Genomic DNA, 15,293 nt, shown 5'->3' with positions numbered 1-15,293 from the left:
CCTTTTATTTTTCAATACGTGGATTTAGCATATTTTCAGGAGTTAAATATTCATCTAGTTTTTCTTTGGTTAATAAGCCTCTTTCTAAAACTATATCAGCAACGCTTTTTCCAGTTTGTAAAGCTTCTTTTGCAACTGATGCTGAATTTTCATATCCTATATAAGGATTTAAAGCAGTAACCAAACAAACAGAATTTAACATAGTTTCTTTACATTTTTCTGGATTAGCTGTTAAATGCTTAATTGCTTTGTTAGCTAAAGTTAGCATTGCATTTTCTAAAAGAACTAAAGAATTAAATAAAGCATAAGCAATTCCTGGCTCAAATGCATTAAGCTCAAATTCTCCTCTTTCTGAACAAAGTGCTATAGTTACATCATTTCCTATAACCTCATAACAAGCTTCTCCAACTACTTCTGGAATAACTGGATTGACTTTACCTGGCATGATAGAACTACCTGGTTGCATTTGAGGTAAATTAACTTCGCCTAAACCACATCTTGGGCCTGAATTCATTAATCTTATATCATTAGCAATTTTAGAAAGTCTAACCGCAGCAGTTTTTAAAGCTCCGCTTACATGGACAAAATCGGCTGTATCTTGAGTCGCCGCTATAAAATCTTCTGCTGGTCTAAAAGTGGAACCTGTTATATCACTTAAATATTTTTCAACCAAATCTTTATAATCAGGATGACAACAAATTCCTGTGCCGATCGCTGTTGCTCCTAAATTTAAATAAGTCATTGATTCTCTTGCTTTGGTAATTTTTTCTATATCGCTTTTTAAATAGCTTGCAAAAGCATTAAAAGTATTTCCTAAGGTTGTAGGAACAGCATCTTCAAGCTCTGTTCTACCGATTTTTAATATATCTTTCCATTCTTTTGCTTTAATTTCTAATTCATTTTTTAATACTTCCATAGCCTTAAGCAAATCACCCATTTTAGCATGAACTGCAACTTTAATAGAGCTTGGATAAGCATCATTAGTTGATTGGCCAAAATTTGTATTGTCATTTGGATGAAGGTATTGATATTCCCCTTTTTTATGTCCCATCATTTCAAGGGCGACATTAGTAATCACTTCATTAGCATTCATATTTGTGCTTGTTCCAGCACCACCTTGAACCATATCCACTACAAATTGATCCAAAAACTCACCATTTATAATTCTATCACAAGCTTTAACTATATAATCAGCTCTATCGGCTGGAACCATTCCTAAATCTTTATTAGCTAATGCTGCTGCTTTTTTAACTTGCGCAAAAGCTTTTACAAAAAATGGATATTCTTTTAAAACCCTACCACTCATTTTAAAATTTTCTAAAGCTCTATAAGTTTGCACTCCATAATACACGTCATCAGGAATTTCTAATTCCCCTATAAAATCGTGTTCTTTTCTTGTTCCCATTATAAACCTTTCGTATAGTTTGTATTTTTAATGTAAACACTAAAAATCTACATAGATAAGTATATTCTTGTTTTAGTTAATATTTAGTTAATATTATTAACATTTATTCAAGTAAAACTAAATAAAAAGATTAAAAATATATCTATAAATAAATTTGTTATAATTTCTTCAATATAAAACTTTGGATTATCATAAAATGGAAAAAATAGCTATTAATTTAGAAAATATTAAAATAAACGAGGATTGGAAAAATTTTTTAAAAGAAGAATTTTTAAAACCTTATTTTTTAGAAATTAAAAAAAAATACATTCACGCTTTAGAAAATAAAAAAACGATCTATCCGCCAGCAAATTTAACTTTTAATGCCTTCAATCTTACTCCTTTAAAAGATTTAAAAGTGATCATTTTAGGGCAAGATCCTTACCATCAAGAAGGTCAAGCAATGGGACTTAGTTTTTCAGTTCCCAAAGGGATTAAAATTCCCCCAAGTTTGGCTAATATTTATAAAGAGCTTTATAATGATTTAAAAATTCAACCTGTAAAAGATGGGGATTTGAGTTTTTGGGCAAAACAAGGGGTTTTGCTTTTAAATTCTATTCTTAGTGTTGAAGCTGGAAAACCTGCGAGTCATAGCACTTGGGGTTGGCAAGAATTTAGCGATGCTATCATATCGAAACTCAGTATAGAAAAAACAGGGCTTATTTTTATACTTTGGGGGAATTTTGCAAAATCTAAAAAAAATCTTATTGATACAAAAAAACATTTTATATTAGAAGCTGCTCACCCTAGTCCATTAGCTAGAACAGGCTTTTTAGGTTGCAAACATTTTTCAAAAGTCAATGAAATTTTAAAAAGCTTAGGAAAAGATATTATAAATTGGGATTTGAAATAATTTTTCTAAAAAGCTGAATTTAATCAGCTTTTTAAATTGCAATATTTTTAAAAGATTCATTAGCTATATCGGTTTATTTTTAAATTAATTTAGTTTTTTGATAAAAAATAAAAATTAATTTATATTTAAATTTTTATATTTAATAAAAAGCAATACTGATAACTACAATAATATAAAAGATTAAAAAATATTTTTAAGTATAAAAATTATTTCATTATGTTTATATTTTATTAAAAATAAAAAAATCAATATGTTACAAAAATACACAAAATTTTAAAGAACTCATAAACTTTAACACCCTATTTCATTTCTTAAAATCTATTTTTTAAAAATTTGATACAATGGCCAAAGATGTCAAAAAATTTAAGGAGAAAATATCTAATGTGGCAACAAATTTATGACCCAATGAATAATATTTGGTTAAGTGCTTTAATAGCATTTTTACCGATTCTTTGTTTTTTAGCTTGTCTGGTTTTTTTTAAACTTAAGGGTTTTCAAGCTGGATTTTTAACCGTTATTGCAGCATCTTTGGTGGCTTTATTTGCATATAAAATGCCTTGGAATTTAGTTGGAGCAAGTTTTATTCAAGGCTTTATTAATGGTATGTGGCCTATTGCTTGGATCATCATTGCAGCGATTTTTCTTTACAAACTTTCGATTAAATCAGGTTCTTTTGAAGTTATCAAAAAAAGCGTTATGAGTATCACTCCAGATCACAGAATGCAAGTGATTTTGATCGGTTTTTGTTTTGGATCATTTTTAGAAGGTGCGATAGGATTTGGTGGACCAATTGCTATTACCGCAGCTCTTTTGGTTGGACTTGGTTTTAAACCATTGCAAGCAGCCGGACTTTGCCTTATAGCCAATACTGCACCTGTAGCGTTTGGCGCTGTTGGAATTCCTGTTATTGCAATGTGTGATTTAGTTAAAATTGAAAGCCAATCTGTTTCAGCTATGATAGGTAGAATGCTTATTCCTCTTAGTTTTATTGTGCCTTTTTTTGTTGTATTTTTAATGAATGGTTTCAAAGGTGTTAAAGAAACTTTTCCTGCAGTTTTTGTTGCAGCAGCAAGCTTTACCCTTACCCAATATCTTAGTTCTAACTATTTAGGCGCAGAACTTCCGAGCATTATTTCCGCTGTTGCTTCTTTGGCAATTACAACTTTATTTTTAAAATTTTGGAAAATAAAAAATATTTACCGCGTTGATGGAGAAACTAATTTTCAAACCAATGATAATCTTAGTCTTTCTTCAGTATTGAAAGCTTGGGCTCCATTTATCTTGCTTATAGTTTGTATAATTTTTTGGACTCAACCTTGGTTTAAAAATCTTTTTGGAAAAGATGGAATTTTTGCTTTTACTAGCATCACTATTGCATTTAACAATATCACTCAAGGAATACTTAGTCCTTCTATCGTTGATGCAAGTGTTCTTAAGCCAGTTAGCTTAAATTTGGGCATAGATTTTATCAATGGAAAAACTGTAGCTCAAGCAGGAACTGCTATTTTGTTTGCAGCGTTTTTGACTATTTTTATTTTAAAAATCAAAGCAAGCGATGCCGCTGAGTGTTTTGGAGCAACTTTAAAAGAAATGGCTATTCCTTGTCTTACTATAGGTCTTGTAGTGGCTTTTGCTTTTATTTCTAAAAATAGCGGTATGAGTGCGACTTTGGGTCTTGCATTTGCACACACAGGCGATATATTCTCTTTCTTCTCTCCTGCTATAGGTTGGATAGGAGTATTCTTAACAGGATCTGATACAAGTGCTAATTTACTTTTTGGAACTTTACAACAAGCAACCGCTCAAAAACTTGGAGTTAATGAAGTTTTATTTTTAGCAGCAAACTCTGTAGGTGGAGTTGTTGGAAAAATGATCAGTCCTCAAAGTATAGCAGTTGCTTGTGCAGCCGTTGGACTAGTAGGAAGAGAATCTGAACTTTTCAAATTTACTCTTAAATATTCTATAGCTTTTATTATTTTAGTGGGAATTTGGACTTGTTTTATCGCTTTCTTCTTACAAGGTATCATTCCTAGTGTTGTTTTGAAATAGTAATTATTGAAAGGTAAATTTAATGAAAAAAGTATATTTTTATGCAACTTGCTTAGGCACAGCAGCCATGCAAGATACAATTTTAAATGCTTTAAAACTTTTACGTTTGGAAGGAGTTGAAGTTATATTTAAGAAAAAACAAACTTGCTGCTCTCAACCTTCTTTTAATTCGGGTTATTTTAAAGAGAGTAAAGAGATTGCAATGTATAATGTAAATCTCTTTGATGAACCTTATCCTATCGTTGTACCGAGTGGATCTTGTGCTGGGGTAATGGCTCATGATTATTTAGAGCTTTTTAAAAATGATCCTCAATTTGAAAAAGTAAAAAATTTTAGTCAAAGAGTAATAGAACTTTCTCAATATCTTGATGAAGTTTTAAATGTAAATTATGAAGACAAAGGCGATCCTGTAAAAATAACTTGGCATTCAAATTGTCACGCCTTAAGAGTTCAAAAAAGTATAGATGCAAATAAAAACTTAATCAAAAGACTTAAAAATGTTGAACTTGTACCTTTAACTTATGAAGAAGAATGCTGTGGATTTGGTGGGACTTTTTGTATAAAAGAGCCTGAAATTTCAAACGCTATGGCACAAAGCAAAATTAAAGATATCCAAAATACAGGAGTAAAATATTTAGTCAGTGCCGATGGAGGCTGTTTGCTTAATTTAGGAGGCACCATAAAAAAAATGGGACTTGATATCAAACCTATCCATTTGTATGACTTTTTAATCAAACGCTTACAAGGAGAAAGACTATGAATGCTAAAATGCCTCATGAGCAAATCGTTCATATAAAACTAAACGATAAACAAATGCAAGAAAACCTTGTTAATGCTATGCATACTTTACAAACCAATCGTTTTAAAGTCATTGATGCTAAATTTAATGATTGGCAAGGCTTAAGATCTAAAGCCAAACAAGCTAAAAATAATGCTTTAATGAGTTTAAAAGATCGCTTATTAGAATTTGAAAAAAATGCCACAGCTAATGGAATGATCGTGCATTGGGCAGATACAAAAGAGGATGCTTGTGAGATTATTTATCAACTCATGGTAGAAAAAAATATCTCTAAAGTTCTAAAAGGCAAATCAATGGCCAGTGAAGAGATAGGCTTAAATCACTATTTAGAAAGCAAAGGAATGAAAGCCATTGAAACTGATTTAGGTGAACTTATTTTACAATTAAACGATGAAGCACCTGTGCATATCGTAGTTCCAGCCATCCACAGAAATCGTTATGAAATAGGAAAAATCTTTAAAGAAAAATTAAACTCTGAATTAGAAAGCGAACCAGAAAAACTTAATGCCATAGCAAGAAAACATTTAAGGGATGAATTTGAAGGTTTAAAATTGGGTTTAAGCGGAGTTAATTTTGCCATGTCTAAAGAAGGAGCTTTTTGGCTTATAGAAAATGAAGGTAATGGCAGGATGTGTACCACAGCTCCTGATATCCATATAGCACTTTGCGGTATAGAAAAAGTTATGGAAACTTTTGAAGATGCGGCTACAATGGTATCTTTGCTTACTCCTTCTGCTACGGGACAATTTATACCAACTTACAATAACATTATCACAGGGCCAAGAAAAAATGGAGAATTAGACGGCCCTAAAGAAGTGCATGTGGTATTATTTAATAACAACCGCACTAATATGCTTGCTAATGAAGATTATTACGAGGCTTTAAGGTGTATAAGATGTGGCGCTTGTATGAATTTTTGTCCTGTTTATGACCAAATAGGCGGACACACTTATCAAACAACTTATCCAGGGCCTATAGGAGAAGTTATTAGTCCAAATATTTTTGGTATAGATCATACGGGAGATATTTTAACTTTTTGCTCACTTTGCGGACGTTGTTCAGAGGTTTGTCCTGTTAAAATTCCTTTAGCTGATCTTATTAGAAAATTAAGACGCGATAAAGTAGGACAAGGAGATAATCCGCCTATAGGTGCGAATTTAGTTCATCACAATGCCATGGAAGCTTTTGTTTTTGCAAAATTTAAAAGCTTAGCTACTAGTGGAAATTTGTGGAGATTTTCTTTTTCAAAGGCTCATTATTTTAATTCTTTACTGCATAAATTTAAAGATTCTTTGCCAGTAATTAAAAATTGGAGTGCTTTTAAAGAATTACCAGAAATTAAAAAAGATCTATACAAAGAAGTAGAAAAACTTCAAGGAGTTATTTATGAATAAAATTGCAGAAATTTCCTCAAAAAGCAAAGCAAATATTTTAAAAAAGCTAGAAAATTACTATCATGAAACAGAATTTTCTCGCACTCCAAGCATTGATCCTGTAGAACATATTCGTACCACAGATGATATGCTTAGTGAATTAAAGCAAAAAATGAGCGATAATAGATATATCGTTGAAGAAAGCACTCAAGATAAACTTGAAGAAAAAATCAATGAAATTGCCTCAAGTTATGGCTATACAAAACTGATCTATCCACAAAATTTGAATTTGAATTTGGAAAAGATCAATGCTGAAGAAAAAGTTTGCTTTGATAAAAACATAGAAGATTTAAGATCTGAAGTTTTTCATAGCGACTTTTCTATTATCCATGCAAGAGTTGGAGTTAGCTCTCATGGTGTTGCTTTAGTGCTTTCATCAAAAGAACAACCTAGAATGCTTTCTTTGGCTCCAAAACTTTGTATTGTTTTGCTTAAAAAAGAAAATATAGTTAAAAGTCTTAGTGAAGCTTTGAATTTAACTAAAAAAGAGCATGAAAATTTACCAAGTAATATCTTATTTATCGCAGGACCTTCAAGAACGGCTGATATTGAACTTATCACTGTTTTTGGTGTTCATGGGCCACAACAAGCGCATATTATTTTATATTGATTTTTATTCTAGATAATTTTATCTAGAATAAAAAATTAAACTACAAAATTAAAAATTTATTCTCACTTTTATAAATTTCAATAATAGTATTTTAATCCTAAATTAAATAATTTTTTGATAAATTACAAAAAAATAATTAAGGCTATATTTATAAATTAATGTTTTAAGGAAAATTATTAATGTTAGTTTACATAAATAAATACGATAAATTAATTTATCATCAAGATATAAATGATGAAAATTGTTTCATTGTTTCTATAAAAAATATCAATAATTTTTTTCACTCAAGACTTGTTTATACGGATTTTAAATTTTTCATTGATAGCCATTTAACTTTAAATCAATTTATTGAGAATAGTTCAGATGATCGCGGTATATATTTTAAATACTTTTTTCAGATCTCTTTCATTTTGACACAAAGCAAAATCAATTTAACTCGGACATCATTCACATCATGAAAGAAATTTTTGAACTCATTGCAAGTGAAGAAAATAAAACTATGCAAAATATTAAAATATTGTTTCGAAAAATTTAAATCTCTTCAATCTCACCTATTTAAGTATTTATAGATAATTTAATTTATCTATAATATTTTTATTTATTGAAATCATAAAATAATTTAATTTAATAATATCAATTATTTTTTATTATAATATCAATTATTTTTAATAATAAATATTTTATAAGGAAAATTTATGCTTAATCAAATTTATTATTATTATTTTAACTCTAATTATGAAAAATGCTTAGAAATAAGTGAAAAATATCTTGATAGCATTGATGCTTTAACGTATGCCACACTATGTTCTTTTAAGCTATCTATAAACGATAAAACTTTGTATTATGCTGAACAACTTTTTATAAAAAATCCAACCAGTTTCAACGGTCTTTTGCTTGCAAAGGCTTATATATTAAATTCCAAATTTCAAGAAGCGCTTGATCTACTTCAAAAGCTTGAAGCAAAAAATGATGCCTTACATGATGAAATCAATTTAGAATTAGCTTTACTCTTTCAAATGATAGGCAAATTAGAAGAAACAGAAAAAATCTTTCAAAATTTACTCAAAAAAGATCCTTATAATTTAAATTTATGGAAAAGTTATGCTGAAATCTACTTTAAAAAAGATTTCAATAAAGCCCTTAAAGCCCATGAGGAACTCTACGCCTTTTGCATACAAACTAATGAAAAAATCAAGCAAGGATTATTAGTAGAAAAAACACATTCTAATGCGTCAAATTTTCAAGATCGTTTGCAAAATAAAACAAAAGAAAATATAACAATCGTAAAAATTGAAGAATTTTTAAATACCCAAATTTTACCCCAAAAAGCATATTTACTTTTTAAACTTTTTAAAATAGAACAATCTTTAGCCCTGTTTCAATCCTTACAAGAATTTAATCAACATAGCGCTCAATTTTGGCAAAACTATGCCAAGGTTTTAGAATTTAGCTCCAATTATCAAAATGCTTATCATGCCTATCAAAAAGCTTTGAGTTTGCACTCGCACGCAACTTATAAATTTGATTTGGCCTATCTTTTAATGCGTATGGGCGTAGAGGATAATTTCGAAGAAGGAAAAAAATTTTATGAAAGCCGACTTTTTTATGCCCATAATGAAACTTTTTCAGCCTACCACTACAATAAAACATTGCAAGCTTTCAATAAAGACGGCATAGAAGCATTTAAAAATAAAGAAATTCTTGTGTTCTGTGAGCAAGGATATGGGGATACTATCATGTATTCTAGATGTTTAGAAAAAATTTGCCAAATCGCTTCTAATGTACTTTTTGCGCCTCAAAGTGTTATGTATGAAATGTTTAAAAGTCAAATCAAAATTTTAAATCAATCCAAAAAGAGCTTTAAAAATTTAAAAGTATTAAAAAGTTTGCCAAAAAATTTTGATTATGCTATGCCAATTTGCTCTTTACCTTTTTTTATGGATATCAAATTAACAGAACTTTCCCAACTAAAAACCCCGATAAAAGCACATCATAGAACACAAGATAAAATCAAAAAAATAGGAATTTTTTGGTTTACTCCAAATGCTATAGATTCTGAAACAACGAGGAATTTTGAATTAAAATTTTTACTTGATGCTTTAAAAGATACACCATATGAGCTTATTTCTTTCCAAATGCAAGGTGATTATAAATTGCCAGATGAAATAGAAAATAGAGCCACAAAAATAAAAAATTGGAATGATACTTTAAATAATTTAAGCGATATTGATTGCATGATCACTATAGATAGTGCTATAGCACATCTTAGTTTAGCCCTTGAAATTCCAACAATAGTTCTTTTAAAACCGAGGTTTGATTGGCGTTGGGGAAAATTTGAACAACCAAAAAGCTTTTTTTGGCCAAAAGCAAAAATTTTAGTCGTCAAAGATGAGAAAAATGCCAAAGCAGAGCTTAATAAACTCATAAAAACCATTTAAGGAGTATATCATCGAAAAAGTTAAATATTTTATTTTAGATAAAGAGTATTACTCTTATCCTATATTAAGTCAAGAAGTTATTTGTCCTTATTGCAATCGATCCTTTTGTGTAGAATACGCTTCAAATTTAGAGCAAATGCAAAAAGAGTGTCCTTTTTGCAAAAACAAAATGAAAATTCATTTAAATAAACAATAATTATCTTGCGTCAAAAAAACTGCTTTTATAGATCAGTTGAGTAAAACTTTGACTTATTAAACTTGAAGTTTTATTCTCTAAACGATTAAATAATTTATCGATTTTATCCTCTTCTTTCCAAATAGGCATTTGAACCTTGCTAAGTTTTTCAAGCTCTTTTTTAGCATTTTCATAATTACTGACATCATCAATTAAACCGAGTTCCTTAGCTTTTTGTGCTAAAAATACCCTCGCATTAGCCCAAGTATTTTTTTGAGCTTTATCTAAATTTCTTTCCTTGGAAACAAAATTAACAAATAAATCATAACTTTGATTGATTAAATCTTGTAAATATTGCTTTTCCTTGCCACTCCAAGCTCTTGTAAAAGTCCCCGCACTTTTAAATTCCCCCGCTTGTATGGTTTGCTCTTTAATACCTAATTTATTAGCCAACTCACTAATATCAGCCCCTTGCATAATCACTCCAATCGATCCAATAAAACTTGCAGGATTAGCCAAAATTTTATTAGCTCCTACTCCTGCTAAATAACTCCCACTTGCCATAGTGCCACTTGCATACACCACCACAGGTTTTTTAGCTCTTAAATCTTTTATAGCTAAAGCAAGTTCCATACTTGGAGCAAAAGCACCTCCTGGAGAATCGATCACAAAAAGAACCCCTTTAATTTGATCATCATTTTTAGCGTTGATGATTTTTTCTAACACAGAAGAACTATCAAAAATTTCACCCTTTAAATCAATACGTTCTAAATTAGCAAAATGCGAATTTGAACCTTGACTCGAAGCAAAAATCCAAATCACAATTAATAATAAAACAAAAGTTTTAAAATAAGTATTGATAAATTTAATACCATTTCCTAGAGTTTTAAAAAACGATTTTATAAATTGCATTCTCTTCCTTTTATAAAAAATTTTTCCACTTCTTTAGCATTTAAAATAAATTGCAAAGGCGCTTGTTTTTTTTCACATTCTCCAAGATTAAAAACACTAAAATCCGCATTTTTTCCAATTTTTAACTCTCCTGCGTTTAAATTTAAAGCTTTTGAAGGATATAACGTTGCCATTTGCAAAAGTTTAGAGGCTAATTTTAGCAAATCTTCCCCTTGATGAATTAATAAATTCGCACGCATTTCATCAAGTAAGGATAAAGAGATGTTAGAACTAAGTCCATCAGTTCCAAGATGAACATTTAAACCACTCTTTAAAGCTTTTTTTAAATCAAATCTTTTTTGGCTTAAAAGACGATTTGAAAAAGCACAATGAGTTATAGAATGATAAGTTTTATCCAGCCATTCATATTCTTTTAAATAAACACAGTGTGTAAAAAGAGTTTTTACATTTTCAAAAAGCTTTACATAATCTTTTGGCGCATAAAATGGCTTAGGATTAGCTATAAAATTTTCCAACCATTTTTTAAATCCACCTTGTGCTTTTCTTAGCCAATTATTTTCAGCCCTACTTTCTAAAAAATGAGTGCTTACTAACAAATCATATTTTCTTGCTAAATCAAGCGCAAAATGAGCAAGTTTTGGATGAGTGGAATAAGCAGAATGCACAGAAATTGCAGGAATAAAAAATTCGCTTTTATGTTTTAAAGAATTTTCAAATCTTTTTAAAAATTCAACTTTTTTTTCTTCAATTTGATCTTCATTTGTGCCTAAAATTTCATTAAAATAAACAACGCGTATGCCCTTTTCGCTTGCTTTTAAACAAGCATTAAAATCACTCCCAAAGCTTGAAATTTCACCTATAGTTCCCACTCCGCTTTTTTGCATTTTTCTTATATTTTCAAAAATCAATTCTTCTTTAGCCTTAGCGCTTAAAAAAGAGCGTGATTTAATCACACTTTTAAGCCAAGTCAAAAACTCTCCAAAATGCAAAGTTGTAGAATTAGCACTAAATTCTAAGTGCGTATGAGGATTAATAAAAGCTGGAAGAATAATGGAATTTTGATCCGTTTTTATCCATTGGGCCTTAGGATATTTTTTTAACAAATGCTCAAGTTCTCCAAATTCTAAGATTTGATCCTCAAAAACAAAGGCTTGGTTTTCTAAAATAGTAAAATTTTCATCACATAAAAAAAGATATTTTGCACCGATAATATACACGAATTTTTCCTTAAATAAAATCATGATTGTAGCAAAAATTTATTTTAAAATGTTATAATAGAAAGTTAAAAATAATTTTTAAGGTGAATTTTATGAAAATAATGGTCATTCAAGGTCCAAATATCAACATGCTAGGAATAAGAGAGATCAATATTTATGGCGCAATGAAAATGGATGATATCCACGAACAAATGAAAATTGCAGCATCTCAAAATAATGTTGAACTTGACTTTTTTCAAAGTAATTTTGAAGGAGAAATTGTAGATAAAATTCAAGAGTGTTTGGGTACCAAAGATGGGATTATTATCAATGCTGGAGCTTACACTCACACTTCTGTAGCGATTCGCGATGCCATAGCAGCAGTAGCTTTACCAACTGTAGAAGTTCATATTTCTAACACTTATCGCAGAGAAGAATTTCGTCAAAAAAGTTTAATCGCTCCAGTTTGCTCTGGATCGATTATAGGTTTTGGTCCTTTTGGATATCATTTAGCCCTTATGGGTGTGATCCAAATTTGCGATCAAATTAACAATTTACGCAGTATGCAAGCACAAGCACAGGTTCAAAATTAAACCATAATGCTAAAAATAAAAGGAGCGAGACGACTAGAAAAAAGTCGTTTTTTTCCTTATTTTAGCCGAGATAAAAAGGAGTTTAAGTATTTTGCTATTTTGGGCTTAGGGAGTAATATAGAGCCTGAAAAAAAACGTTTTGATGCCTTATTTAGAAAATTCATGGATGATAAAAGAATAAAAGTTTTAGAAACTTCACCTTATCTCATCAATGAAGCTTTTGGATTTAAAGCACAAAAAGATTTTACCAATGCTATTATGCTAGTGCAAACAAATTTACACGCAAGAGCTTTTTTGAAAGTTTTACTTTTTTACGAGTTGAAATTCAAACGCAAAAGAACTTTCAAAAACGCTCCCAGAACGCTTGATTTGGATCTTTTGTATTTTTCTAGAAAAGTCAAGTGTGATGCGTGGTGTAAGGTGCCTCATCCAGGGGCTAAAGAAAGAATAAGCGTAATTTTACCTTTGGGCTTGATAAAAGGATTATAAATGGGACAACTTATCCATACCTTTACCGTTGAAGATACAGAGCAAATCATACCTAAAGTCAAAGAAGACTATGGCGATAAGGCACTCATCATCACCAATAAACAAATTCGCCCAAAAACTCTTAATCGTGGTGCACTCTATGAAGTGATGGTTGCTATCGAAGAGGCTGATTATCATGAACATCTTAAAAAAATGGGAAAAAGCTTACCACCTAAAAAACCTGTTCAAAAAAATATTCCAAATCCTAATATCGTAGAAAAACCAAAGACTAAAACCACAAATGTAAGTGAAGATGAAGATGTTATTCTTGATTTTTCAAACGCAAAAGCCAGTTTAAATTTAGGCGCTTCTAGGATTGAAAATAAAAATTATCAAGACTTTCCACCTAGCAAGATAAATCCTAACGCGTCAATGGATTTTAGTGATTTTAAGGAACGCTTGAGTGAGGTTAGCAGTGAAATTTCTAAAGTAACTAATACGCCTTTAGAAGATTACACACCTCAACCAAATTATAATAAAAAAATAGAACATGTTGAAAAACAAATCAATAAACTCAATGATAAAATTGATCTTTTAGCTGATATGATGTGGGATGAAAAAGCTGAAGCACGTAACAATCTCATCATTCCTCCAGAATTTGCAACCATTTATAAACAAGCCAAAGAAAGCGGAATGCTTGAAAAACATTTAGAAGCCATCATGAAAGCAACCATTGAAAATATGCCAGCTTCTATGAAAACTAATAAAGAAGCGGTGCAAAGATATTTTTATTCTCTTTTGAGAAATATTTTACCTTGTCGCGTTGAAAGCGATATTAAAAAGCAAAAAATTATGATGCTAGTTGGTCCAACAGGAGTAGGAAAAACCACTACTTTAGCAAAACTAGCTTTTAGATACGCTTATGGCGATAAACGTTATAAAACGGGTATTATCACGCTTGATACTTACAGAATTGGTGCAGTAGAACAGCTTTTTCAATACGCTAAAATGATGAAACTTCCTATCATCGATAGTATAGAGCCAAAGGATCTTGATGAAGCGATTAAAAGCTTAAATAATTGTGAAATTATCTTAGTTGATACCATAGGAAATTCACAATACGATCAAACCAAACTTGCCAAAACAAAAGAATTTTTAATGCATTCCAATGCTGAAATTGATGTTAATTTAGTGATTTCGGCAAATACAAAACATGAAGACTTGATGGAAATTTACAAAAACTTCTCATTTTTAAATATAGACACTCTTATTATCACCAAATTTGATGAAACCAAAGTGTTTGGAAATATATTTTCTCTTATTTATGAAACTAATATACCTCTTAGCTTTTTTTCAACCGGACAAGAAGTTCCAGATGATATAGAAGTAGCAAACAGTGACTTTTTAGTTCGTTGCATCCTAGAAGGTTTTAACAAAGGAAAAAACAATGGATAATCAAGCCAATAAACTTCGTACTTTAATGAATCAAAATGGCAGCAAAAAATCACAAAACACTCATTTTATTGCTATTACAAGTGGCAAAGGTGGCGTGGGTAAAAGTACCATCAGTGCAAATTTAGCCAATGTTTTAGCAAAGAATGGCTATAAGGTAGGATTATTTGATGCTGATATTGGCTTAGCAAATTTGGATGTGATTTTAAATGTTCGCATTCATAAAAATCTTTTGCATGTTTTACGTGGAGAATGTTCTTTAGAAGATATACTTATCGAAGTAAAGCCTAATTTATGGCTTATACCGGGTGAAAGCGGGGATGAAATTTTAAAATATAATGATAAAAATATTTATGAAAGATTTTTAAATCAAGCAAGCATCTTAGATGAACTTGATTTTCTCATTATAGATACAGGAGCAGGAATTGGCGGCAATACCTTAAATTTTCTAGAAATGGCCGATGAAGTTATTGTCGTAACCGTTCCTGATCCTGCTGCAATCACAGATGCTTATGCCACCATTAAAACCACTTCAAAAACCAAAGAAAATTTACTCATGTTATTTAACGTGGTAAAAAATGAAAAAGAAGCCTTAAAAGTTTTTGAAAATATTAAAAAAGTCGCAGATGCCAATATTAAAAATCCTCTTAATCTAGAATTTTTAGGACACCTAAGCTCTTCAAAAGATGTTAGCTCAAGCATAAAAAAACGCACCCTATTTACAGATGAAAATACCAACGCGAGTGATGAGTTAAAATCTCTAGCTTCTAAGCTTTTATATAGATTGGAACGAAAAATGCTTGATAATGTTTCAAGTCGAAGTTTTTCAAATTTCTTTAGAAAAATTATCGAAAGATTTTAAATTAAAGAA

The 15,293-nt window shown here is 30.2% G+C and carries 13 protein-coding genes; 10 read left to right on the top strand and 3 right to left on the bottom strand.

The window, feature by feature from the left end; translation table 11 throughout:
- Nucleotides 1-4: 4 nt before the first annotated feature.
- On the bottom strand, nt 5-1,405 hold the full coding sequence (locus tag H2279_RS02945; protein WP_337195533.1) for an aspartate ammonia-lyase: 1,401 nt from the start codon (nt 1,403-1,405) through the stop codon (nt 5-7).
- Nucleotides 1,406-1,601: 196 nt separating this feature from the next.
- Here H2279_RS02945 and ung point away from each other — a divergent pair, with 196 nt between their 5' ends.
- The 6 genes from ung (at nt 1,602) to H2279_RS02915 (ending at nt 9,626) form a co-directional block, all read left to right on the top strand.
- Complete coding sequence (gene ung, locus H2279_RS02940) at nt 1,602-2,297, top strand: uracil-DNA glycosylase (protein WP_137623149.1); 696 nt, start codon at nt 1,602-1,604, stop codon at nt 2,295-2,297.
- Nucleotides 2,298-2,678: 381 nt separating this feature from the next.
- Nucleotides 2,679-4,346, top strand: coding sequence for an L-lactate permease (locus H2279_RS02935; protein WP_137623150.1), 1,668 nt, complete (start codon nt 2,679-2,681; stop codon nt 4,344-4,346).
- A 22-nt stretch (nt 4,347-4,368) separates the two neighbouring features.
- A complete protein-coding gene (locus H2279_RS02930; protein WP_337195532.1) occupies nt 4,369-5,106 on the top strand; it encodes a (Fe-S)-binding protein in 738 nt (245 codons plus the stop codon).
- A complete protein-coding gene (locus H2279_RS02925; protein WP_337195531.1) occupies nt 5,103-6,539 on the top strand; it encodes a LutB/LldF family L-lactate oxidation iron-sulfur protein in 1,437 nt (478 codons plus the stop codon). The genes H2279_RS02930 and H2279_RS02925 overlap by 4 nt, the downstream gene beginning before the upstream one ends.
- Nucleotides 6,532-7,188 (top strand): LutC/YkgG family protein, encoded by a 657-nt coding sequence (locus tag H2279_RS02920; protein ID WP_137623153.1) that lies wholly within the window; start codon nt 6,532-6,534, stop codon nt 7,186-7,188. Before H2279_RS02925 ends, H2279_RS02920 begins: the two co-directional genes overlap by 8 nt.
- A gap of 695 nt (nt 7,189-7,883) precedes the next feature.
- Entirely contained in the window at nt 7,884-9,626 is a 1,743-nt protein-coding gene (locus H2279_RS02915) for a hypothetical protein (RefSeq protein WP_337195530.1), read from the top strand.
- A gap of 196 nt (nt 9,627-9,822) precedes the next feature.
- Here H2279_RS02915 and sppA read toward each other — a convergent pair whose 3' ends face one another.
- Together sppA and mqnF are read right to left on the bottom strand one after the other, a co-directional pair.
- A complete protein-coding gene (gene sppA, locus H2279_RS02910; RefSeq protein ID WP_137623156.1) occupies nt 9,823-10,713 on the bottom strand; it encodes a signal peptide peptidase SppA in 891 nt (296 codons plus the stop codon).
- Nucleotides 10,701-11,954, bottom strand: coding sequence for an aminofutalosine deaminase family hydrolase (gene mqnF, locus H2279_RS02905; protein WP_442862186.1), 1,254 nt, complete (start codon nt 11,952-11,954; stop codon nt 10,701-10,703). Before mqnF ends, sppA begins: the two co-directional genes overlap by 13 nt.
- A gap of 68 nt (nt 11,955-12,022) precedes the next feature.
- Here mqnF and aroQ point away from each other — a divergent pair, with 68 nt between their 5' ends.
- From aroQ to flhG, 4 genes are read left to right on the top strand one after another with little or no spacing between them, the layout of a single operon-like run.
- Nucleotides 12,023-12,502 (top strand): type II 3-dehydroquinate dehydratase, encoded by a 480-nt coding sequence (gene aroQ / locus H2279_RS02900; RefSeq protein WP_137623158.1) that lies wholly within the window; start codon nt 12,023-12,025, stop codon nt 12,500-12,502.
- A gap of 6 nt (nt 12,503-12,508) precedes the next feature.
- Complete coding sequence (gene folK / locus H2279_RS02895) at nt 12,509-12,991, top strand: 2-amino-4-hydroxy-6-hydroxymethyldihydropteridine diphosphokinase (protein WP_137623159.1); 483 nt, start codon at nt 12,509-12,511, stop codon at nt 12,989-12,991.
- The gene (gene flhF / locus H2279_RS02890; RefSeq protein WP_337195528.1) at nt 12,992-14,425 is read left to right on the top strand and encodes a flagellar biosynthesis protein FlhF; all 1,434 of its coding nucleotides are present in this window, start codon (nt 12,992-12,994) and stop codon (nt 14,423-14,425) included.
- Entirely contained in the window at nt 14,418-15,284 is an 867-nt protein-coding gene (flhG, locus tag H2279_RS02885) for a flagella biosynthesis ATPase FlhG (protein WP_337195527.1), read from the top strand. The genes flhF and flhG overlap by 8 nt, the downstream gene beginning before the upstream one ends.
- The last annotated feature ends 9 nt before the right edge of the window (nt 15,285-15,293 follow it).

The organism is Campylobacter sp. B0100352/1, from assembly GCF_020135855.1.
GTDB lineage: Bacteria > Campylobacterota > Campylobacteria > Campylobacterales > Campylobacteraceae > Campylobacter_D > Campylobacter_D taeniopygiae.
Note: the sequence above shows the minus strand (reverse complement) of the source record. Positions and strands in the feature narration are given on the sequence as shown.